Raw genomic sequence first — 24,698 nt, forward strand, 5'->3', positions numbered from 1 at the left:
CTATCTCAAATAGTGGTAAAAAGTCAACTATTATGATAAAATCATAGGGTTTAAAGAGTAAGTTTTATATGGGATAAAGGGGGTCGAGTATGGGATTTTTAGACGAAATATCAGACGGTATAGTTAACACAACAAAAGATCTTGGAAAGATGGCCCAAAATGCCGGGGATTTAACAAAGCTTCAGTATGATAAAAAGGTTAAGCAAGCTGAGTTAACAAAGCTTTATGAAAAGCTAGGCAAAAAATACTACGAAGAAAATAAGGATGCAGATGATGAAAGCATCAAAGAAATTACAGCTGTTATCCTTAGAATAAAAGAAATCTCCGATGAGATAATGCAGAAAAAGGGAGGAAAGCCATGTCCAAAGTGCGGTGCACTTGTAAAGGATGGTTCTAGATTCTGCAGCACCTGCGGAGAAAAAATAGATGATATTTTTGAAGAAGAGTAGGAGTTTTAGAAATGGCAAGCAAAGGTAATTATTACATCACTACAGCGATTGCTTACACATCAGGTAAGCCACATATCGGAAACACATACGAAATCGTCCTTGCAGATAGCATTGCACGCTTCCGCCGTCAGGAAGGTTACAATGTATTCTTCCAGACAGGTACAGATGAGCACGGTCAGAAAATCGAGCTTAAGGCTGCAGAAGCAGGCGTTACACCAAAGGAATTTGTAGATAATATCTCAGGTCAGGTTAGAAATATTTGGGATTTAATGAACACTTCTTATGACAAGTTCATTCGTACAACAGACGAAGATCATGAGAAGCAGGTTAAGAAGATTTTCAAGAAGCTTTACGATAAGGGTGATATTTACAAGAGCTCATACGAAGGTCTTTACTGTACACCATGTGAATCCTTCTGGACTGAGTCACAGCTTGTAGATGGCAAGTGCCCTGACTGTGGTCGTGAAGTTCAGCCAGCTAAGGAAGAAGCATACTTCTTCAAGATGAGTAAGTATGCTGATCAGCTTATTGAATATATCAATACACATCCTGAGTTTATTCAGCCTGTATCACGTAAGAATGAAATGATGAACAATTTCCTTCTTCCAGGTCTTCAGGATCTTTGTGTTTCAAGAACATCCTTTACTTGGGGTATCCCAGTAGATTTTGATCCAAAGCATGTTGTATATGTATGGCTTGATGCTCTTACAAACTATATCACAGGTATTGGTTACGAATGTGATGGTGAGTCTACAGATCAGTTTAAGGCTCTTTGGCCAGCAGACCTTCATCTTATTGGAAAAGACATTATCCGATTCCATACAATTTATTGGCCAATCTTCTTAATGGCACTTGATCTTCCACTTCCAAAGCAGGTATTTGGTCATCCATGGCTTCTTACAAAGGCTGCTGATGGTGGCGACGACAAGATGTCAAAGTCAAAGGGAAATGTTATCTACGCAGATGAGCTTGTTGATTTCTTTGGCGTAGATGCTGTTAGATATTTCGTGCTTCACGAAATGCCATTCGAAAACGATGGTGCTATCTCATGGCCACTTATGGTTGAGCGTGTAAACTCAGACCTTGCAAATACACTTGGAAACCTTGTAAATCGTACAATCTCTATGAGCAACAAGTACTTTGGTGGAGTTGTTGAGGACAAGGGTGTTACAGAGGATGTAGATGCAGATCTTAAGACAGTAGTTACTGGCACAGTTGCTACAGTAGAGGTTAAGATGGCAGATCTTCGTGTAGCAGATGCTATTACAGAGGTATTTAATCTTTTCAAGAGATGTAACAAGTATATCGATGAGACAATGCCATGGGCACTTGCAAAGGACGAGACAAAGCAAGATAGACTTGCTACTGTTCTTTATAATCTCGTAGAGGGAATTTCAATCGGTGCTACTCTTCTCAAGGCATTTATGCCTGAGACATCAGAGAAGGTTCTTGCACAGCTTGGTGCAAAGGAAATTGCATACGATGAACTTTCTACATTTGGTCACTATCCAAATGGTGGCAAGGTAACTGATTCACCAGAGATTCTTTTTGCTCGTCTCGATCTTGATGAGGTTATGGCAAAGGTTGCAGAGCTTCATCCAGTTGAGCCAGAAGAGGCTGATGATGAGGAAGGTATCGATATTGAGGCTAAGCCAGAAATCACATTTGATGATTTTATGAAGCTTCAGTTCCAGGTCGGAAAGATTGTTGCCTGCGAGGCAGTTAAGGGCTCTAAAAAGCTTCTTTGCTCACAGGTTAAGATTGGTTCACAGACAAAGCAGATTGTTTCAGGAATCAGCAAGCACTACTCTCCTGAGGAAATGGTTGGAAAGCGTGTAATGGTTCTTGTAAATCTTAAGCCAGCAAAGCTTGCAGGTGTATTATCAGAGGGTATGCTTCTTTGTGCAGAGGATGCAGAAGGAAATCTTGCTCTTATGACACCAGAGAAGGATATGCCTAGTGGCGCAGAAATTTGCTAAGTAATGTATAAATAGCCTGTAGGCATCAAGCTCTTAGGTTTCTCAAGCGAAGCTTTCTATGGTGAGCTGAGAAACTCTAAGGCTTGTAGCTGTAACAGGCGAGAGATAAATTAGGTATAGAAGTATGATTTTTGAGACACATGCTCATTATGATGATGAGAAGTTCGACGAGGATAGAGTCGAACTTCTTTCTCATTTATTGAGAGAAAACAATATTGGAAATATAGTAAACGTTGGTGCAAGCTTTAGAGGCTGTAAAGATAGCCTAGAGCTTGCAGAAACCTATGATAATGTTTATGCTGCCATTGGTATTCATCCCGAAGAAATGGATGATTTAACAAGTGAAAATCTTGATTGGATAAAGGCTAATGCGTCTCATCCAAAGGTAGTTGCTATTGGTGAAATCGGACTTGATTATTATTGGATAAAAGATGAAGAAGGCCGAGCAAAGCAAAGGGAATGGTTTAAAAAGCAGCTTGAACTTGCAAAAGAAGTGGATTTACCAGTGATAATTCATTCACGAGATGCTGCAGAAGATACTTTAAACACAATTGTTGATTATAATAAGCAAAGTGAAAGAAAAGGTATTATTCATTGCTATTCATATTCTAAGGAAATAGCGTTAGAATATACTAAGATGGGATGGTTTATAGGTGTTGGAGGTGTCGTGACCTTCAAAAATTCAAAGAAACTGGTGGAGACAGTACAGGCTATCCCTATTGAAAGTATTGTTTTGGAAACAGATTGTCCATACATGGCGCCAGTTCCACATCGTGGCCAGCGCAACTCTTCTATTTTCTTAAGCTATGTGGCAGAGAAAATTGCTGAGCTTAAGGGTATGGATGTTAGCGAGGTAGAGCGTATCACCTATGAAAACGCTCTGAGAATATATTCAAAAGCAAAAAGGAATTAATCGATGGCATATTTAAGCAATCCAACCTATACAAAGGCTGTTCTTGAAGCTCATGGTTTTTCTTTTCAAAAGAAATATGGCCAGAACTTCTTAATTGACGGCAATATATTAGATAACATAATAGATGCAGCAGGCATAACAAAGGATGATTTTGTTTTGGAAATAGGTCCTGGTATTGGTACTATGACTCAGCGCCTTTGTGAGGAAGCCAGAGAGGTTGTAGCTGTGGAGATTGATAAAACACTTATTCCAATCCTTGATGATACTCTCTCCACTTACAAAAACTGGACTGTCATAAATCAGGATGTATTAAAAGTTGACATAAGGGCACTGGCTGAAGAGAAAAACGGTGGAAAGCCAATTAAGGTTGTGGCAAATTTGCCATATTATATAACTACACCGATTATTATGGGATTATTTGAGAGTCACGTTCCGCTTGAATCAATTACAATTATGATTCAAAAGGAGGTTGCAGACAGAATGCAAGAGGGACCAGGATCAAAAGAGTATGGAGCGCTCTCTCTTGCTGTTCAGTATTATTCGATGCCACAGATAGTTTGCGATGCACCACCAAGCTGCTTTATGCCACAGCCTAAGGTAACAAGTACAGTTATTAATCTTAAATGTCATAACAAACCACCAGTGGAATGCGATGAAAAGCTTTTATTCCAAATTATAAGAGCATCTTTTAACCAAAGAAGAAAGACTTTACAAAATGGTTTGGGAAATGGAACACATTTTTCAAAGGAGCAGATTGCAGCAGCTATAGAACAGGCAGGTTTTAGTCCTACAATAAGAGGAGAAGCCTTATCCTTAGAGGACTTTGCAAAGCTTACAAATATTTTAAAGAATATTTAATATACAGGAGGGGGAGCTTGTATTAATGGATATTCGAACATATAACAGAGAAGTTCAAGTTCTAATAGGTGATATACAATCAAATAGAGGAAAAGATGCAGCAGCGTTACTTTCTGCCAGTGATAAGCTACTTGCCTATGGTAATGGCATGAAAGATGATGCTTTAGTAGGTTATGCGTATTTTTCAAAAGGTGAAACATATTACCTTTTGAATGACGCTTCAAATTTCTATTCGCAAATGCTAAATAGCCTAGTTCCATTAGAAAATGCTGGGGAGTGGGAATATGTTGCTAAGGCCAACAATATGCTTGGAATAGCTTCATTAAATCGAGGAAATGCCCCCTTTGCATTGGATTATTATATTAAGGCCATTAGCATTTGTGAGGATTATTCATTGCCTGATATGGAATGGGTAATTCATCTAAATCTCGGTTCTCTATATCTGAATATAGAGGAATATCAGAAATCAATCTCACATACTGAAATTGCATATAGATATATTTTGGCTCACAAGGACATGTCAGATTATGTGGAAAATTTAACTTTTGGCTTGCTTGGAATAGGTAGAGCATATTTGAAGTTAGGGCAAGAATCAAAATTTTTGGAAATTGAAAAGAAGCTTCGTGTAGAGTGCATGCCATACCTAAACGATTTGGAAAAAATAGTAATATACTGCTATTTTGTAAGGGTTCACGATGCCATGAACGAAAAAGAGGCAAGAGATTATTGGATTGAAAAGGTAAATGAGAATACAAGCACAAGAATGCCAATAATGGACGTATTTGATGATTTCTACGATTATCTGGAAATGCTTCTTGCCACAGATAAATATGATGATTTCTTCAAAAGTTATTCTGTTTTAGATGAATTAACAAAACGAACTTCTATTAAAAATCTTGAAAGAAAATTATTAACTCTCAAGATAAGATATTACCGACGAGTAGGGCAAATTGAGGAGTATAAAATTGCTTCTGTACTGTTCTTTGAGCTATCAGAATTTATGGAACGAGAGAACAGATTGATGGTTAGTAACATGCTTGTTATGCGAAATTCGTATATGGAGCTTACACAAATCAATAAAAAAGTAGAGGAGCAGAATACATTTTTACAAAAACGTTCAGAGACAGACCCACTTACAGGGATGTATAATAGACTGAAGCTTAATGAATATAGTGAGGAAGCCTTTGATCGAGCATTCGCACATAAGCGAAATATAGCGGTAGAGATTCTTGATATAGATTACTTTAAACAGTTTAATGATAATTATGGTCATCAGGCAGGTGATGACTGTATCAGGTTTATTGCCGACAAGCTTATTGAACTTTCTCAAGATGAAAGTATTTTCTGTGCCAGATATGGTGGAGATGAGTTTGTAATAATCTATGAAGGATTAACAAAAGACGAGGTACTTGCAAAAGCAAATCTATTAAGAGACAGAATATATGATGAGGCAATGGAGCACAAATTTTCATTGTCGGATAGTCGAGTAACCATCTCCCAGGGAATATGTTACGGTTTACTTGATGGGGAAACAAGCTATTATGAGTATCTTCAAGGTGCAGATAAAATGCTATATGAAGTAAAGCAAGAGAGTAGAAATAATATCAAGCTCCTCGAAAAAGAAAAATAGTAATTAATAAGGGAAATAAAAATGAAAAATATAAGGAAAATTTTTGTTGATGACATATTAAGTCTAGCTAAAAATTTCTTTGCACTTGTGATTGTAGTTGGAATATGCTTTCTTCCAGCACTTTACGCATGGTTCAATATTTACTCCAACTGGGATCCTTATGGAAATACAGGTGCTTTGAAGCTTGCAGCAGTATCCTTGGATAAGGGATATACTGATGAAGATGGAAACTATCATAATCAGGGAGATACAATAATAGATAATCTCCATGAGAATACTGCAGTTAACTGGCAGTTTGTAGATTCATCAGATCAAGCAATTGAAGGCGTATATAGTGGAGAGTATTACGCAGCAGTAGTTATTGACGAGAATTTTACTTACAACATGTACAATGTACTTACAGATGAAGTAAAGCGTCCTACTCTTCATTTCTACGAGAATCAAAAGAAGAATCCTGTAGCAACTAAAATTTCAGATACAGTAGTTCAAACCTTACAGAACAACATAAACGTAGCCTTTACAGAAGTTGTTGTTAGTGAGGTTATTTCTGGTGCAGAAAAAGTATCAGATGATATTAAGGAAGATAACGATATTAATCTTGCCATAGACAACTTAAGGGATTTAAGTAACGATTTATCAGCTCAACAAGAGACAATCAAAAAGATTATAGAAAACGATGCCAAGCTTAAACAATCTCTTAAGGTGGCAGAAAATGATGCTAGCAATGTAAAGAATCAGGCCAGAAAAACAGCCGAAGCTGTATACAATAGCAAAAAAACTACAGATAAAGCTGATGTTACACTTAATAGCTATTCAGCTGATGTAGATGCGATGCTTAATCTTATTAATGGTTCATTGTCTGATATGGATACAAAGCTTAAAGCAGCTGAGGCTACACAAAATGTATCAGAAATCACTACGAGCCTTATAGGTTTAGCAAAGGATGTAGGAGCAATGAAAGCTGCACTTGATACCTTAAATCCTGAGGCTATAGCAAAAGAAGAGGCAAAGCAGGCCATATCCGATTACTCATCAGAAATTACACTCGTTGAAAATATCCTGAGAGATATGGGATATGGAGACTACATTGATGCTGGCAAAAAGGCCTATGAATTAAAGAATAAGGCCGAAGATATAGTTCAGTGGAAAGAAGAAGAGATTGTTAATAATGCGTCTAACGATATAACAGAAGCAGCAGGCAAAAAAGAAGAAGACCTTAGATTAAAAATTGCTGAGCTTAGAAAACACACAGATTCTTTACAGACTAAATACGACAATCAGTTAGTTCCAAAGATTCATAATGGATTAACAAGCCTCAGTGGAAATCTAAATAGCACAAATAGTATGCTTAACTCCCTTGGAGATACATTTGGCAACTTGATGATAATGTTTACTGCTATCGATAATACAGTAGATGCTGCAAATACTAGCCTAACAAAGACTAGTGACGCTATTGCATATATTAATGGTCGTTTAATTGAGGTAATTGATCAGGTAGATAAAGTTGGTGATGGAGATAAGATAGAGGCTGTTGTAAATGCTCTATCTGGAGATCCAGAGGTATATGGAAAATTCTTCTCAGAGCCAGTGGAGATAAAGACAGAAGCTGTATATCCAATAGAAAACTACGGTTCAGCTGTGGCACCATTTTATTCAACTTTAGCCTTTTGGGTTGGAGCTTTAATTCTAACAGCAATTATTAAAGTTCATCCAGATAAAACACAATATCCAGATGCGTCCAAGAGACAATTATTCTTTGGAAGATATGTCCTATATTGGATATTAGGACAATTACAGGCGGTTGTTATTGTATTAGGAGACTTATTCCTTCTTCACGTACAATGCATACATCCATGGTTCTTTATGCTTGCAGCATCAGTTATTGCAACAACCTTTACCCTTTTAATCTATTCCTTAGTGGTAACTTGGGGAGATGTAGGAAAGGCATTATCAGTTGTTATTGTTGTTATACAGATTGCAGGTAGCTCAGGAACTTATCCTATTGAGCTTTTGCCAGATTTCTTCAAGAAAATGTACATATTCTTCCCATTCCCTTATGCAATTAATGCAATAAGAGAATGCCTATGTGGAATGTATCATTATGATTATTTGAAGTATCTAGCATGTCTAGGAATATTTATGGTAGTAGCTTTAGTAATTGGCTTGTTAATACAGATTCCATTTGAGCCAATTAACCATTACATGGAAGAACGAATGGAAGATACCGAGATGATGTAATCATCGAGATTGCAGTTTTTGGAGGCACTCATGAATCAAAAAGAAGAAATGTATGATAAATTCTATAATCTTCAAGAGGAAATACATGTTAAGAATCAAAAGAAAATAAGAGTTGGATTGAAAGTAAATATCCTTCTTCCCTTGATTTTCTTGGCAATTAGCTTTATTTCAAATAGATCGAAGCTAGTATTCCTTGTATTGTGGATTATTTCATTGTTTGGTATTTCCTTTTATCTTCTGTACGTGGAATATATGGATTTTAAATTACAGGAGCATCTTAAGGAATTTGGAATACTTGAACAGGATGAAAAACAAGCATTGATTGGAAATGAAGTTGTTCAAGGAATAGATGACATTAACAATGTCAGAAAAGAAATGGTGGAAGATATTAAAGAAATCAAAAAGGGTATCAAAGAAGAGATTAAGAAAGAAAAGCAAGAAATAAAAAAAGAGAGAGAAGAAATAAAACAAGGGATTAAAAGTGATATCCAATCAGTGGGAGATAAGCTTAAGAAATGAAAAATATAATTAAAATAGTCGCATCAGATATAAAGAGGTTATCTACCAATGTTGTGGCAATGGTAGTAATAATAGGATTAACAGTAATACCATGCCTTTATGCTTGGTTCAATATATTGTCTAACTGGGATCCTTACGGCAAGGATGCTACAAAACATCTTCAGGTTGCGGTGGCATCTTCAGACCAGGGAATTGTAATTGGTACAGAAGAAGTAAATGTTGGTGAGATAATAATAAGTCGTCTTAAGACAAATGACTCTATCTGCTGGGTATTCACCGAAGATGCAGAAGAAGCAATTCGAGGGGTTCATTCTGGTGAATATTATGCAGCCCTTGTTATTGATGAAGAATTTAGCGCAAACATGATAAGTTTTTTAGGTGGTAATATTGAGAATCCTAAGATTACTTATTATGAAAATGAGAAAAAGAACGCTATTGCACCTAAAATCACAGCAAAGGTAAAGACAACAATCGAAAGAGAAGTAGATCATGCCTTTGTGGGAACTGTAGCGGAGGTATTGCTAAAGGCTGGAGAATATTTTGCAACTGTTGATGAGCAGGGAAATATTACCGGAAAAGGAATAGCAAAGCTAGAGCGACTTGATTCCGACTTAAATGGCATAATTGTAATTCTTGATTCCTATATTGCTCTAATGGATTCTACAAAACAGATAGCAGAGACAGGAAAAGCAGTTGGAGATTCGGCAAAAGCAATAGCTAAGACTGCAGAAGATATGACGGCCTCTATGGAGGGAGATACTGGTAACGTTGAGCAGGATGTACAATCTGCAAAAAATACAGTAGATACTAGGATAAACTCATTAAATACTAAATTAGACGAATTCAGTACAACCATTTCTGTAATAAATAAAAGATTAAGCGATTATACTGTAGGAGGTCCAAAAATCGGACCAGAAATACAAGGTTTATATAATCTTGCCTATGAAAAATGGAGTGGTACAGAAGAGGTAGACGGAATATATACTCTAATAAAAGATAACTGGCTTTATCCATATATTCCTGAGAATATAAGAACAACAATAGAAACGCTAAATACAAACTTTGCGACTATAAAAACAGATATAGATGAATTTGTGGTGGCTGAAGAAAACAGTGCAGCAAATCTTAATGAAATCAGAAATAAAACTGTAACTGATACAGATAATGTCTTAACACAGGCTAAGGATATTAGAGATAATTATTCAAGTAAGTTGTCCCCAATGGCGGGAGAAGCTATTAATTCGGCATCGGCTACCGTTTCAGAAGTCAAGAAGCTTGTGAAATACAATGCAAAGAGCATTGATATGGTAGTTGCCAATTTGAACGATTATAAAAAGATTCTTTCTCAATCTGAAGGTGGTCTTGTTAAATCAAGAGACGAAGCTATAGAGATGGAAAAGAAGCTTTCATGTTTGATTGAAGATATAAAGAGCTTAAATCAGAATGAGGCATATTTGAAAGTAATGGAGCTACTTCGTTCTGACCCTGAATTACTATCAGATTTTATAAGCAGCCCAGTTGAGGTATCCAATGAATATGTGTATGAAGTAGAAAATAATGGTTCAATGACAGCGCCATTCTACATTATACTTTCCATTTGGGTTGGTGCTCTAATCATGTCTACAATCCTAAAGACAGAAATAAAAGACACTACAGGAATGAACAATCTAAAGAACTGGGAATGCTTTTTCGGAAGATTTTTCGTAACTTGTATGATAGGACAAATCCAAACTTTAATTACTGTACTTGGGGCATTTTTATTTGTAGGAATACAGTGTCAAAACAGATTACTATTTTGGGCGGCATGTGCATGGACATCTTTTGTATATTCGTTATTACTGTACTCTTTCACATATTCCTTCGGAAATATAGGCGAAGCATTATCAGTAATCCTTATGGTAATACAGGTTGCAGGTGCAGGTGGAACCTTCCCAATAGAAGTTTTACCGGATGTATTCCAAGCATTGTACAAGTTTATGCCATTTAATTATTCTATGAATGCGGTTCGTGAATGTATAGGAGGCTTTTATGAGCACACCTATAGAGACTGTATGCTTACATTGTTGATTTATGTAGGTGTAGCTATCTTTATTGGTGTTATTCTGTATCACCCATTCAAGATTCTTAACGAAAAAATCGAAATTAGTAAAGAAAAATCTGGTATACTATTATAAAACAAAAGGCAAGGCAATTACGTCTTGCCTTTTTGCAATTAAAGGAATTAATTCCTTAAAAAATAAGTAAGGAGGACATCATGAGAGATATTAGTTGGGTTAAAGAGAGCATTTTTTATCACATCTATCCATTAGGAGCCTTTGGTTGTCCTAGGGAAAATAAAGGTGAAGAAACAGCTGGTCACAGGATATTAAAGCTAATAGACTGGATTCCACATATGCTTGAAATTGGTGTTAATGCAATTTATTTGGGTCCAATATGGGAATCTGGAACACATGGATATGACACTTTTGACTATTACAAGCTAGATACAAGACTTGGCACAAATGACGATTTTAAAAAAGTTGTTAAAGCTTGTCATGATGCCTCAATAAAGGTAGTGTTGGACGGTGTATTTAACCATGTTGGTAGAGGACACAAGGCATTTTTAGATGTTAAAGAGAAGCGAGAGGCCTCAAGCTATAAAGAGTGGATTGCAGGTCTAAATTTTGGTGGAAACAATTGGTATAATGACGGCTTTTCCTATGAATGTTGGTCTGGAGCCCAAGAGCTGGTTAAGTTGAATTACTGGTGTGAAGATGTGAATAACCACGTATTAAATGCAGTTGCTATGTGGATAGATGAGTTTGATATTGATGGACTTAGACTAGATGCAGCAGATTGTATTCAGCGTGATTTCTTTAAACGTTTAAAAAGCTTTACTGAGCAGAAGAAACCAAGCTTTTGGTTAATGGGTGAAATAATTCATGGAGATTATAATATTTATGTAAATGAGGACATGCTGGATGCAGTAACAAATTATGAATGTTGGAAGGGTATATATTCCAGCCATAATGACCACAATTATTTTGAAATAAACTATGCTATGAAGCGTCAGTGGGGTCAAGGTGGTTTATACTACGGCAAGTATCTTTATAATTTCATTGATAACCATGATGTAAACAGAATAGCAACCTTGCTTAATGACAAGGCAAATATATTCCCGACCTACACCTTGTTATTTACTATGCCAGGATTGCCATCAATATACTATGGCAGCGAATATGGAATTGAAGGTGATAAAAAAGCGGGAGAAGGAGATTATGCACTTAGACCAGAGCTGGATATAGAAAAGTTAAATAATCCAGACCTCGTTGATCATATAAAGACACTTGCAGATGTGCGTAAAAACTCAAAGGCTCTTCAGTTAGGAAGATATGAGGAAGTTCAAGTAAAAAATGAGACCCTGGTATTTGCCAGAGCCTTAGATGACGAGTTTGTTTTAGTTGCTTTGAACAATACAGCTCAAGAAAAGCCAATATCCTTTGATTATAGAGGACAGCATTTTGACTTTGTTCTGGAGCCACATGGCAGCAAAATCATAAAGTAACTAATTATTTGCTAAATAGGAAAACATGCAATGATCAAGGCGTTCTCCGTTGATAATGATTTTATCTCGGAGGATGCCTTCAAATTTAAAGCCAAGCTTTTCGACCATGTGAATAGAAGGATCATTATCTGGCAAAATCAGAGCTTCAAATCTGTGAATTCCAAGTTCTTTGGCAAGAAGTGGAATACTATTTGCCAAAGCTTCACTGCAGTATCCCCTATTAGTGTAGTCCCTGTCCATCTTGTATCCTACTGTACAGCTTTCATAGATGGGCCTAACTATATTTCTGTAGCTTACGGTTCCAATAATCTGGCAAGGATTATCTTTTTCAAAAATCCAATAACGCATCATAACCATTTTTAAAATGTTTTGATACTCAAAATCTAAGATTTTTTGCTGATGTGCCAAGGTATAGAAATCATCACCTATAACAGGTTCATATTTTTCAAAAATATCTCTGTTACGGATGTAAAAGTCTAAAACCATGTCTGCATTTTGCTTTGTGAGAACTCTTAAATCTAGTCTCTCAGTGTTAATCTCAAATTTCATAAGTTCCCCCTGTAATGAAATTTAGTCGATACCTCTAAGATTAGTGTTTGGTATATATGGTTTCAGTAATTCAACGAAGCTTTCCAAGGTTGAACGGTCATGTGGTGAAAAAATAGGATTAATAACCTGTTCTGATTCTCTATAGCTTTGTAAATAATAAGCTTTTGCTCCCTTCAGCCACTTGCCTATATCTTCCATATCTTCCGAAGAATGACATTCTTTCATGATGGTTGTTCTAAACTCATAATCAATATTTGATGACGTAAGTATTTGAACAGAATTGTCTATGACAGATATATCAAGGTTATTCATGGATGCTATAGTATTATATTTATCCTTTGAATGCTTAATATCCATTGCAACATAATCCAAAAGATTAGCATCAATGAGTGCTTTGAGCATTTCTGGATTTGTACCATTAGTATCTAACTTAACCATAAGACCTAAATCCTTGATTTGCTTTATGAAATCAGGTAGATCTTTATGTAAGGTTGGTTCTCCTCCAGTAATACAAACGCCATCCAATACCTTTTTCTTTGAAGATAGGTGAGAAAAAATTTCTTCTTCTGAATAAGCGATAACGTCTTTAGGAGGAATAACCAAATCTCTATTATGACAATATGGACATCTAAAATTACAACCACCGGTAAAAATGGTGCTGGCAATTTTCCCCGGATAGTCTAAAAGTGTTGTTTTTTGCAGCCCTAGTATAAGCATAAGTCATTTCCTTTTAATGATAAAAGTGTTAACATGAAATAGCCTAAAATGTACTATTTATTAAAGAAAAGTATAGCAAAACAGGAGGGAAAATTCCATGATGTCGAAGGAAGAACGACAAGAAAGAAGAATCGCCAAACAGGCAGAAAAGCTTGAAAAAAAGAACCTGAAAACATATGAAAAATATATGGAACAGGCCTTAAAGGAAGCAAAAAAAGCCTACGACATCAATGAAGTTCCTATCGGTTGCGTTATAGTTCAGGATGACAAAATCATAGCAAGAGGCTATAATCGTCGTAATATTGATAAAAGTGTTCTTGCCCATGCTGAGATTGCTGCCATTCAGGAGGCTTGTAAAAAGACTGGGGACTGGAGACTTGAGGATTGCACATTGTATGTGACTTTGGAGCCATGTCAAATGTGCGCTGGAGCAATAGTTCAAGCCAGAATACCTAGGGTCGTGGTTGGTGCTATGAATCCAAAGGCAGGTTGCGCAGGTTCAGTACTTAATATCCTTCAGATGCATCAGTTTAATCATGTTTGTGATTTGGAGACTGGAGTTTTAGGGGAAAGATGTACAGAAATGATGACTAAATTCTTTGAAGAACTGCGAGAACAGAAAAATCAATTAATGTAGATACCAGTTATTTATTGACAAAATCGCCTTTATTTCATAGAATAAAGGCTCCGAGCATAGCAAAATATAGATATCACTTGGCGGCTGCCTTGGAGGTGTGCTGATCTTTGGGTCCTGCGTAATGGGCACCTATGAATCGTGTCAGGGCAGGAATGCAGCAGCACTAAGTAGGCCCGCTCATCTGACGCGGGGTTGCCTGGAGGGAGCATTTTCAGGGTGGCTACCAATTGATATCTGTATAGCGGCTCGGTATTTTTATATATTTTAAAATTTGGAAGGAAAAATATGGGAGCTCAAGATAGAACCGAAAAAGTTTTAAGAGACATGCATGTTCTTTTTTCAAAGGCCCAGCCGTATGAAGGAAGCACAAGAAATGTCATCGTGGATAAAAATGCCATGATGGATTTATTAAAAGAATTAAATGGTTGCATGTATGAAATGATGGAGGAATACGAGCTTACTGCTAAGAGTCGTGATAAGGCTAACCGTGAAATGCAAAAGCAGGGCGATGATATTGTATTTGATGCTACAAGAAAAGCAGAGGATATTTATGCTGCTTCAATCATGTACACAGATAGTGCTTTAGATAGCATTCAAAATGTTATCAAAGAGTCAGAAGAAGCCGTTTCCAAAATTTATGATGATGCTATTAAGAAAATCAAGGAAGAGACAAAAGCTGTAAAAAGCAATCAGCTAGAGCTTAAGAGTCATCTCAATGATTTGATTGATACTCAGAAATATTTAAGACTAATAGATGAGGAGAACATGCGTCGCCTCAAGGAAAAAGAAAATGGAACAGACGAGGAGTTTGATGATGCTCCAAAATACGCTGCTCCAGAAATTAGAATTGATAAGGACTATTTTGCAAGAGCGGGCTTAGATATTGGTGATGATTTAGACCAGCCTGCTGGAGACTTAGACGAAGAGGGAAATGCTATTTCCTCTGAAGACTTGGATGCTGAATATTTTAAATGGCAGGAGGAAGAGTCAGGAGAAGAACCTAAGAAATCAGGTAAGAAGGGCCTTGGAGGTCTTTTTGGTAAATTGCATTAAGTAAAAGGAGAATAAGGAATGAAGCTTTACAACAACGGAGTATACCTAATTAATGGCACACAGATAGTTGAAGATGGTCATGAGGCAGCAGCCGCTATTAAAGCAGCAACTGGTTTGGACGTTAATAAAACATCTGCGCATCAGGCAACCATGGCATATGGTATTTTAGAAAGTCACAATACCTCAGGCAACATGGATAATTTGCAGATTAAGTTCGACAAATTAATCAGCCATGATATCACCTATGTAGGAATTATCCAGACTGCAAGAGCTTCAGGACTTGAGAAATTCCCTATCCCATATTGCCTTACAAACTGTCACAACTCACTTTGTGCAGTAGGAGGTACAATAAACGAGGATGACCACATGTTTGGTCTTACTTGTGCTAAGAAATACGGTGGAATTTACGTTCCACCACATCAGGCTGTTATTCATCAGTTTGCACGTGAGATGATGGCAGGAAGTGGCAAGATGTTACTTGGTTCAGATTCGCACACTCGCTATGGTGCACTTGGTACTATGGCAATGGGTGAAGGTGGACCAGAGCTTGTAAAGCAGCTTCTTAACCAGACCTATGATATAGCTATGCCAGGTGTAATCGCCGTATATATGACAGGTACACCAAGAAAGGGCGTAGGACCACAGGACGTTGCTCTTGCAATTATCGGTGAAGTATTCGACAAGGGATATGTTAAGAATAAGGTTATGGAGTTCGTAGGACCAGGTGTAGCAAATCTTTCTATGGACTTCAGAATTGGTGTGGATGTTATGACTACAGAAACAACCTGCCTTAGCTCAATTTGGACTACTGATAAAAAGACTGAGGAATTCTACGAGATTCATGGTCGTAAGGAAGAATACAAAGAGCTTAATCCAGGACAGGTTGCTTACTACGATGGCATGATTGAAATTAATCTTGATGAGATTAAGCCTATGATTGCAATGCCATTCCACCCAAGCAACACATACACAATTGAAGAATTAAACGCTAATCTTATGGATATTCTTGATGACTGCGAGAAGAGAGCAAAGGTTTCTCTTGATGGTCAGGTTGAGTTTTCGCTTAAGGATAAGGTAAGAAACGGCAAATTATATGTAGATCAGGGTATCATCGCTGGTTGTGCTGGTGGTGGTTTTGAAAATATTTGTGATGCTGCAGATATCCTCCGTGGCACAAGCATTGGGCCAGATGAGTTCACTCTTTCTGTATATCCTGCTTCTACTCCAATATATATGGAGCTTGTTAAGAATGGAGCAGTTGCTGATCTCATGAGTACAGGTGCTATTGTAAAGACAGCCTTCTGTGGACCATGCTTCGGCGCAGGTGATACACCTTCTAACAATGGCTTCTCAATCCGCCACTCTACTAGAAACTTCCCTAACCGTGAAGGTTCTAAGCTTCAGAATGGTCAGATAGCATCAGTTGCTCTTATGGATGCTCGTTCAATCGCTGCAACAGCAGCAAACAAGGGTTATCTTACAGCAGCAACAGATATTGATGTTGATTACAGCAAGCCAAAATACCACTTTGATGGTAGAATTTATGCTAATCGTGTATTTGATTCTCATGGACAGGCAGAGCCTGAGACAGAGATTCACTTTGGTCCAAATATTAAGGATTGGCCAAAGATGAGTGCTCTTCCAGAGAACTTGTTCCTTCAGGTAGTTTCAGAGATTCACGACCCTGTTACTACAACTGATGAGCTTATTCCATCAGGAGAGACATCATCTTATCGTTCAAACCCACTTGGACTTGCAGAGTTTACACTTTCACGTAAGGATCCAGAGTATGTTGGTCGTGCAAAGAATATTCAAAAAGCTCAGAAGGCGCTTGAGGCTGGAGAGTGCGCAGGAGATGCCGTACCAGAACTGAAAAAGGTTGTTCATAAGGTAAAGGAGACATATCCAAACGTTAATCATGACAACTTTGGAGTTGGTTCAACAATCTTTGCAGTTAAGCCTGGTGATGGTTCAGCTAGAGAGCAGGCAGCATCTTGTCAGAAGGTTCTTGGAGGATGGGCAAATATTGCCAACGAATATGCTACAAAGAGATATCGTTCAAATCTTATAAATTGGGGAATGCTTCCATTCGTAATTCCAGAAGGAGAGCTTCCTTTCAAGAATCTTGATTTCCTCTTTATTCCAGGAATCAAGGATGCAGTAGTAAATAAATCTGAGACAATCAAAGCATATGTGGTTAAGGAAGATGGTTTAAAAGAATTTGAAATGACATTAGGCCAACTTACAGACGATGAACGTGAGATTATTCTCAAGGGATGCCTTATAAACTACAACAGACAATAGTTAAAAAATAAAATAAAAAATCCTAAAAAACCGAGAAAAAACTTCTCGGTTTTTTGATTTTAGAGATAAGCTATGTTAAAATTTCTATAACTATAAGTATGTAGTTTTGGAGAAATAATACTGTGGAAAAATTGGAATACAGAAACAGAATCGAAGAGATGAAGGATCTCATCTCAAAAAATAAATTTGCTGATGCCATGTCAGTTGCGGAGACAGTTAATTGGCGAAAGATTCACAATATCAACGATCTTATTGCAGGTAGTGAGTGCTACGAGTCAGCAGGAAAAGTGGAGGAAGCAAGGGATTTGCTTCTTCTTGCTCATGAGCGTTCTCCTATCGGAAGAATGATCTTGTACAAGCTTTGTATGATATCCATCAAGCTAAAGGATATTGACGAAGCGCAGGAATACTACAATGAGTTTGTACAAATCGCTCCTCATGATAGTCTTAGATTTATCCTGAAATACAATATTAATACAGCAAAAGGTGCAGATGTGTCCACTCTTATCACTATTCTTGAGCAACTCAAGGAAAATGATTTTATTGAGGAGTGGGCTTATGAGCTTGCGTATCTTTATCACAAAACAAACCAAGCTGAAAAATGCATTAGCCTTTGCGATGAAATAATACTTTGGTTTGGAGATGGTCCAGTGGTTGAGCGTGCTTTAGAGCTTAAGATGTTATATCAACCTCTCGACAAGACTCAAGAGGATAAATACCGTAGCTTCCAGCAGAAAAAAGATGGAATTACAGAAATTAGTCCTAAGCCAGTGGCAGAATCTAGTGAAATCTTGCCAGCTATTGCAAACATTAAGTTGCCAACTGGTCCAGAGCGCTTTGACACCATTAATCTTCAGGCAGAAATAAAGAAGAATATAGATGAAATCATGAAAGCAACAGATACTGGTGAAGTATCTGAGAACATGGACAATATCAAGACTCTCGTAGAGGAAATTCCATATCTTAAGGTTCCTGAAGAAGAGAAGTCTAATGAAGTAGATGACTCATTTTCAGTAAACGACACATTCCAGCAGTACCTTGAAGAAGGATACGACGGACAAATAAGTCTTCGACTGACAGATGAGACATCTAGCGATGATGAACAAATCGAAGGACAGATGACCATAGAGGATGTACTTGCTGAATGGGAAAAAACTAAGCGTGCAGCAGAAGCTGCAATGGAGGATGCTAAATCTAAGGAGCTTGAAAGCGCTAGAGCTAGAGCACTGAGAGAGGCTAACAATGTACTTAACCGTTTAGAAGGTGCAATGTCTAAGCTTAATTCAGGAATGACATCAGCTGATCTCTTAAAAGAAGAATACTTAGCTGGTCAAGAGGTTGAACCAGAAGTACTGGCTGATGCTGTTGAATCTTCAGAACCAGTTTCTGATGAAAACATAGATGAGCCTAACAATTATGAAGAAGAGAAAGGCTTTTCTATACCAAAACTGAATATTAATGGACAACCATTAGGCTCAATTGATATTCCAATAGTTCATCCAGAGGAGGCGGCTATAATAGGAGCAACAGCTGGTGTAGCAGGAGCTATAGTTCATTCGGCTGAAAATGCCGTAGATGAGACATCTAATTGGCGGCCACCTACACTAAACAATGGAGAGAACGAGGACGTGGATTTAAAAGAAGCTTCAGAAATGATTGCTGATGTAAACAAGGTTTTACAGCAGGAAATAGATAGGCTTACAGCAGAGGAACCTGTTCAGGATTCTATCCCAGAAGCTGTTCCTGAGTTTACTCCAGAGGAACCAGCTGTTAGCATTGATGAAATTGAGCTTCCAGTAATCCAGTTACCAGAGGATATATTGGCAGATATTAGAGGTGTTTCTGAAAGCACTTTTGAGTCTGAGATTATGGAAGATGACTCGGAATATGTTGATAGTGATTCGGAGATGATGTATCAGGAGTCAGAAATGATGCCTGAGTATGATATTACAGACGAATTACCTGAAATCTCTATTCCTGATATAGCAATGGCAGAAATGGAATCTCCAGAAGAAGTACCATTGCCTGAGATTGCTATGCCAGAAATGATGACATCAGAGGAATTGCCAATTATCTCTGAAAATGTCATAGAGCCAGAGGAATATGCTCAGCTTGTTGATGAAAACGTATTGTCTCAGGCAATACAGTCAGAGGTGCCAAACCTTAACCTTGATGAAGAGGATTTAGAGACATTCTCTTATTTCCTTCCAATAAGTGGTATGAAGGAAAAAATAAGTCAGGCACTTGCTGGGGTTTCAGAAAGAATCAACCAACCTCATCTTAACTCCGGAAATATTATGATTATTGGTGAGCCAGGTTCAGGTAAAACCCAAATGGCCACAAGCATCATCAGAGTTCTGGAAAAGAAAACCGGATATCCTAAGGGAGGTATCGGAAAGATATCAGGTGAAAAGCTTAATGAAAAGGATATTCAAAAGCTTTACTCAAAGATTCAGGGTGGTTGCCTCATTATAGAGACAGCTGGTGACATTTCAAAAGAAACAGCAGTTACTCTATCTCTATTAATGGAGCAGGATAACACCGGAACTATTATTATCATTGAAGACAATAAGCGAGGAATTGATAGAGCACTTGCAAAGGATAGTTCTTTTGCTAAGCGCTTTACAGAAAAGATTGTAATTCCTGCATTTACAATCGATGAATTAGTATCCTTCGGTAGAACATATGCTTATGAGGCAGGTTGTACTATCGATGACATGGGAGTACTTGCTCTCTATAATCGTATCAATAATATTGGCCGTTATAATCACGCTACCACAATAAAAGAGGTTGCTGAGATCATGGACGGTGCTATTGAAAAATCTACAAGAGGTGGATTCTTCAACAAGCCAAAATACGATAGAGACGGCAACGTCATCTTAAAAGAGAAGGATTTTGATTAATACTAATTAGGGGAGACAGAAAAATATGAGCAATTTCACAGAATTAGACGGTTACTTATTTGGCCAAGGAACACACTACGACATTTACAAGAAGCTTGGTGCACACAAGGGCAAGCAAGGAAAGGTAAACGGAGTATATTTTGATGTTTGGGCACCACACGCAAAGCAAGTAGCCGTTATTGGTGAGTTCAATAACTGGGATGAAACAAGGAATTTCATGCAGCGAATTGAACCAGAAAGCCAAGGGGTATTTGAGGCTTTCATACCAGAGGCAAAAGAAGGACAGTTATACAAGTATTTAATTTACACAGAGTCAGGAGATAAGCTTTATAAAGCTGATCCATATGCAACCTATGCAGAATTAAGACCAGGAACAGCATCAATTATTTATGACAACACTAAGTTTAAATGGTCTGATTCGTCTTGGATGAAACAGAGAAAATCTGGTAACTTTTGGGAAAAGCCAATGGCTATCTATGAGGTTCATCCAGGATCATGGAAACGTCATCCTAGACCAGAAAATGATGGCTTTTACAGCTATAGAGAATTTGCTCATAGCATAACTGAATACGTATTAGACATGGGATATACCCATGTGGAATTAATGGGAATATCAGAATATCCATTTGATGGCTCATGGGGCTATCAGGTAACAGGATATTATGCACCTACATCTAGATATGGTACACCAGACGACTTCATGTACCTTATCAATTACTTACACAAAAATGGAATCGGTGTAATCCTTGACTGGGTTCCAGCTCATTTCCCTAAGGATGCTCACGGTTTAGCAGATTTTGATGGACAGCCATTATATGAATATGCTGATACAAGAAAGGGAGAGCATCCTGACTGGGGAACTAAGATTTTTGATTATGGAAAATCAGAGGTTAAGAATTTCCTCATTGGTAGTGCTTTGCAGTGGATTGAGCATTACCATATCGATGGTCTTAGAGTAGATGCCGTTGCATCTATGTTGTACCTTGACTATGGCAAGCAGTCTGGTCAGTGGGTACCAAATGAGCATGGCGGAAATGAAAACCTTGAGGCAATTGAATTTTTCAAGCATATTAACACCCTTATTAGAGGCAGAAACCAAGGTGCAGTCATGATTGCAGAAGAATCTACAGCATGGCCTAAGATTACCGGGGATGTTGAAAACGGAGGTTTGAACTTCTCCTACAAATGGAACATGGGATGGATGCATGATTTCATTGATTATATGAAATTAGACCCATATTTCAGAAAAGACAATCACAACAAAATGACCTTTGCAATGAGCTACAACGAGGCCGAGAGATATATCCTTGTACTCAGCCATGACGAGGTTGTACATCTTAAGGGTTCAATGCTTGCAAAGATGCCAGGTCTTGAAATTGATAAGTATAAGAACCTTATGGCAGGATATGCCTTCATGATGGGTCATCCTGGCAAAAAACTTTTATTCATGGGACAGGAATTTGCTCAGGGGACAGAGTGGAGTGAAGCAAGAGAGCTTGATTGGTATGTTTTAGACAATTCAAATCACAGACATGTTGCACGCATGTTTAAGGATTTACTTCATATTTACAGAGAATATCCAGCAATGTACGAGCAGGATGTTTCTTGGGCAGGATTCGAATGGATAAATGCCAATGATGGATATAGAAGCATTTTCAGTTTTATTCGTAAGTCAAAGAGCGGAAAGAACGATATGCTGTTTGTAATCAATATGACGCCAATGAAATACGAAGATTATCGTGTGGGCGTTCCTACCAACCGCAAGCTAAAGCTATTGTTAGATAGCGAAAACAAGCAGTATGGTGGAGATGGAGGATGCATTCCAGAGACAATTATTCCTAAACATGAGGAATGTGATGGAAGAGAATATTCTGTAGGATTCCCGCTTGCGCCATATCAAATTGCAATTTTTACATATTAAAATAACAATATGGGCTGTGGTTACAGCCCATTTCTTTTTTAAGGACAATTATTATTTATGGAAGATTTTAAAATATTAACCATACCAAGAAAGCAAGAAACTGAAGAGGAAATCGAAGAGCCTATAGTCGAAAGAAGGCGTCAGGATGATGACTATCAACCGCCAAAGAAGCGATATATGTTTTTAATATTGCTAATAGTTATTGCAATTATTGCAGTTGTAGTAATTCGTATAGTTACAACCTTCGATGATTACGAGGTAACAAAAACCTGGGAAAGAGTTGACTCTGCGGAAAGCAATTTTGCTAGTTTTCAAGGTAATTTGTTGAAATATAGTGGAGATGGCATCTTCTATACTGCTTATGATGGTTCGCTTATTTGGAACTATACTTTCAATATGACTAATCCTAGTGTAGAAAAAAGTGGTTCCTACGTAGTAGCCTATGACAAAAAGGGTACTGAGGTTGACATTTTTTCCACAAAAGGATTTGTGAAGCAGCTAACAACTACTATACCTATTGTTGAAGCAAAGGTTGCATCTCAGGGAACTGTTGCACTTTTACTACAGGAAAATAATACAAGCTATATACAGATGTACGATAAGCGTGGAACTTTATTGGTATCAGGAGAAATACATCCTGAAAATCGTGGATTCCCTGTATCGATGGCGCTATCTTCTGATGCTACAAGATTATTAGTTTCTATTATAAATGTTAGTAATGGTGAGCTTACTTCAGAATTGGTATTCTATGATTTCACAAGCGCTGGAAGAGAAGAAGAGGATAATATAGTTGCTACTAATACATATCTAGGGGCTTTAATACCAAAGGTGGAATATGTTGATAAAGATAAAGCAATTGCATTTGGAGATAATAGAATAATAATCTTCAATAATAATCTGAAAGCTACCGTTGTAAAAGAACTAAATATTGAAGGCGAGATGAAAAGCATTTTTTACAACGATACTCATTTTGGATACATAACAGAAACCGCAAAAGAGGATGGTACAATTGTTAACCAACTGAATGTATATAATCTCTATGGATTAAGAACTGCGTCAAAAGAATTAAGCCAAAGCTATAACACTGTTTCCATACTAGATAATAACGAGATATTTATTTCAGACGGTAATAACATAACTTTATACAATCACCAAGGATTTGCAAAATTCAGTTATAGTTTTGATGAGAAGGTATACGGAATTATACCAGGCGCAACTTCAAGAAGATATTATGTTTTAGAAGAAACAAAAACAGAAGAAATAAGCTTAAAATAGAAGGAATTGTTTAATGGAAGAATTTACAAACCCAATCTTAATAATATTTATATTATTAATGCTTTTTTGCATGATACGAGGTGCAAGAAAGGGAATGCTTAGGCTTATTTATGGCGTGATTTCATGGGTGCTCCTTCTCATATTCGTAAATATGGCCTGTGATTATATCTCCGATTATTTAAATGTAAATACATCAATTCCAACTATGGTCCAGGAACAAATCTCCACAAGACTAAACGAGAAATATGAGGCATCAGAGGAAACCAAGCAAGGATCTGGAATGGATGGAGTAATGGAACTGGTTCCTAAGCCTATAAAAGAAGGATTTGATGAGACTATTCATAAATCAGTTGAAGCAACGATTCAACTAATATCTACAGAGCTTAGTGAAACAGCTGTAAAGGGTATAGCTTTCATTATAAGTGTAGCTGTTGGAGTGTTACTGCTTTTCATCTTGGATAAACTCATAGTATTTATAGGAGAACTCCCTGGAATAGATACAGTAAATTCTCTTTTGGGAATCATAACAGGATTTGCAGAAGGATTAATGTTGACCTGGCTGTTTATGTATTTAGCAGATTGCTTTCCAACCACAATATATGGACAGTTTATAATCTCAAATACTACATCAAACTCTTTTATGGATTATGTATATCAAATCAACATAATAGAGCAAATTATCGAAATATAAAGACATTAGATTTTTTTTGAAAATCGGTTGACATAAGCGGTTTCGGATGATATTATACTATTCGTTCCGCTAATAGCGGAAAAGCCTTGAAAACAGAAAGTTTTCAAAGAATGGATTTTGAAAAATAAATCAAAAAAGTTGTTGACAAAGATAGCTTCTCATGATAGTATATACGAGTTGCTGCTGAGAGCAACAACAAAGCGAAGATTGATAACTGAACAGTGAAACAAACCTTGAATTAATACAAGTTTTTAAAACATGTATCCTTGAAATTCATTTAGTTTCTAGACGAAACAATACAAACCTTTATTAGTAAACAAGTCAGTTTTATACTGATTCGGAATTAAACTTTTAACATGAGAGTTTGATCCTGGCTCAGGATGAACGCTGGCGGCGTGCTTAACACATGCAAGTCGAACGAAGCAATTTTCCACGATCCCTTCGGGGTGACGGATTATTGACTGAGTGGCGGACGGGTGAGTAACGCGTGGGTAACCTACCTTGTACAGGGGGACAAC

Annotated in this window: 18 protein-coding genes, 1 rRNA gene and 1 other RNA gene; 18 read left to right on the forward strand and 2 right to left on the reverse strand. The window is 37.3% G+C overall.

Features of this window, described 5'->3' with window-relative positions:
- Positions 1-89 precede the first annotated feature (89 nt).
- The 9 genes from BLR54_RS13380 (at position 90) to BLR54_RS13420 (ending at position 12,130) form a co-directional block, all read left to right on the forward strand.
- A complete protein-coding gene (locus BLR54_RS13380) occupies positions 90-449 on the forward strand; it encodes a zinc ribbon domain-containing protein (protein WP_090421910.1) in 360 nt (119 codons plus the stop codon).
- 11 nt (positions 450-460) lie between these two features.
- The gene (gene metG / locus BLR54_RS13385) at positions 461-2,428 is read left to right on the forward strand and encodes a methionine--tRNA ligase (protein WP_090421912.1); all 1,968 of its coding nucleotides are present in this window, start codon (positions 461-463) and stop codon (positions 2,426-2,428) included.
- 124 nt (positions 2,429-2,552) lie between these two features.
- Entirely contained in the window at positions 2,553-3,341 is a 789-nt protein-coding gene (locus BLR54_RS13390) for a TatD family hydrolase (RefSeq protein ID WP_090421914.1), read from the forward strand.
- A gap of 3 nt (positions 3,342-3,344) precedes the next feature.
- A complete protein-coding gene (gene rsmA / locus BLR54_RS13395) occupies positions 3,345-4,199 on the forward strand; it encodes a 16S rRNA (adenine(1518)-N(6)/adenine(1519)-N(6))-dimethyltransferase RsmA (protein WP_090421916.1) in 855 nt (284 codons plus the stop codon).
- 25 nt (positions 4,200-4,224) lie between these two features.
- A complete protein-coding gene (locus BLR54_RS13400) occupies positions 4,225-5,829 on the forward strand; it encodes a GGDEF domain-containing protein (RefSeq protein WP_090421918.1) in 1,605 nt (534 codons plus the stop codon).
- Positions 5,830-5,850: 21 nt separating this feature from the next.
- Entirely contained in the window at positions 5,851-8,067 is a 2,217-nt protein-coding gene (locus tag BLR54_RS13405; protein WP_090421920.1) for a YhgE/Pip domain-containing protein, read from the forward strand.
- Between the two features lie 30 nt (positions 8,068-8,097).
- Positions 8,098-8,586 (forward strand): hypothetical protein, encoded by a 489-nt coding sequence (locus tag BLR54_RS13410; protein WP_090421922.1) that lies wholly within the window; start codon positions 8,098-8,100, stop codon positions 8,584-8,586.
- Positions 8,583-10,760 carry a YhgE/Pip domain-containing protein gene (locus BLR54_RS13415; RefSeq protein ID WP_090421924.1) on the forward strand — a complete coding sequence of 726 codons (2,178 nt, stop codon included), beginning with the start codon at positions 8,583-8,585 and terminating at the stop codon, positions 10,758-10,760. Before BLR54_RS13410 ends, BLR54_RS13415 begins: the two co-directional genes overlap by 4 nt.
- A gap of 80 nt (positions 10,761-10,840) precedes the next feature.
- Positions 10,841-12,130 (forward strand): alpha-amylase family glycosyl hydrolase, encoded by a 1,290-nt coding sequence (locus BLR54_RS13420; RefSeq protein ID WP_090421925.1) that lies wholly within the window; start codon positions 10,841-10,843, stop codon positions 12,128-12,130.
- On the opposite strand, the gene BLR54_RS13425 is transcribed toward BLR54_RS13420, so the two are convergent.
- Together BLR54_RS13425 and BLR54_RS13430 are read right to left on the reverse strand one after the other, a co-directional pair.
- Positions 12,131-12,679, reverse strand: a complete 549-nt coding sequence (locus BLR54_RS13425; RefSeq protein WP_090421927.1) for a GNAT family N-acetyltransferase — start codon at positions 12,677-12,679, stop codon at positions 12,131-12,133.
- Between the two features lie 21 nt (positions 12,680-12,700).
- Positions 12,701-13,396, reverse strand: coding sequence for an anaerobic ribonucleoside-triphosphate reductase activating protein (locus tag BLR54_RS13430; RefSeq protein WP_090421929.1), 696 nt, complete (start codon positions 13,394-13,396; stop codon positions 12,701-12,703).
- A 166-nt stretch (positions 13,397-13,562) separates the two neighbouring features.
- Between BLR54_RS13430 and tadA the strand changes: the two genes are divergently transcribed.
- The 9 genes from tadA to BLR54_RS13475 form a co-directional block, all read left to right on the forward strand.
- Positions 13,563-14,033, forward strand: a complete 471-nt coding sequence (gene tadA / locus BLR54_RS13435) for a tRNA adenosine(34) deaminase TadA (RefSeq protein WP_090421947.1) — start codon at positions 13,563-13,565, stop codon at positions 14,031-14,033.
- A 50-nt stretch (positions 14,034-14,083) separates the two neighbouring features.
- An RNA gene (gene ffs, locus BLR54_RS13440) (signal recognition particle sRNA large type) lies at positions 14,084-14,283 on the forward strand.
- Between the two features lie 35 nt (positions 14,284-14,318).
- Positions 14,319-15,086: a hypothetical protein gene (locus BLR54_RS13445; protein ID WP_090421931.1), complete on the forward strand. Its 768-nt coding sequence runs from the start codon at positions 14,319-14,321 to the stop codon at positions 15,084-15,086.
- A gap of 18 nt (positions 15,087-15,104) precedes the next feature.
- The gene (locus tag BLR54_RS13450) at positions 15,105-17,390 is read left to right on the forward strand and encodes a hydratase (RefSeq protein ID WP_090421933.1); all 2,286 of its coding nucleotides are present in this window, start codon (positions 15,105-15,107) and stop codon (positions 17,388-17,390) included.
- A 122-nt stretch (positions 17,391-17,512) separates the two neighbouring features.
- Entirely contained in the window at positions 17,513-20,293 is a 2,781-nt protein-coding gene (locus tag BLR54_RS13455) for a hypothetical protein (RefSeq protein WP_090421934.1), read from the forward strand.
- Positions 20,294-20,318: 25 nt separating this feature from the next.
- Positions 20,319-22,214: a 1,4-alpha-glucan branching protein GlgB gene (glgB, locus tag BLR54_RS13460; RefSeq protein ID WP_090421936.1), complete on the forward strand. Its 1,896-nt coding sequence runs from the start codon at positions 20,319-20,321 to the stop codon at positions 22,212-22,214.
- 57 nt (positions 22,215-22,271) lie between these two features.
- Complete coding sequence (locus BLR54_RS13465; protein WP_090421937.1) at positions 22,272-23,489, forward strand: DUF5711 family protein; 1,218 nt, start codon at positions 22,272-22,274, stop codon at positions 23,487-23,489.
- A 13-nt stretch (positions 23,490-23,502) separates the two neighbouring features.
- Positions 23,503-24,180 carry a CvpA family protein gene (locus BLR54_RS13470; RefSeq protein WP_090421939.1) on the forward strand — a complete coding sequence of 226 codons (678 nt, stop codon included), beginning with the start codon at positions 23,503-23,505 and terminating at the stop codon, positions 24,178-24,180.
- Positions 24,181-24,532: 352 nt separating this feature from the next.
- Positions 24,533-24,698 (forward strand): 16S ribosomal RNA (locus BLR54_RS13475); the annotation flags it as partial.

The organism is Pseudobutyrivibrio sp. YE44 (genome assembly GCF_900104335.1).
Lineage (GTDB): Bacteria > Bacillota > Clostridia > Lachnospirales > Lachnospiraceae > Pseudobutyrivibrio.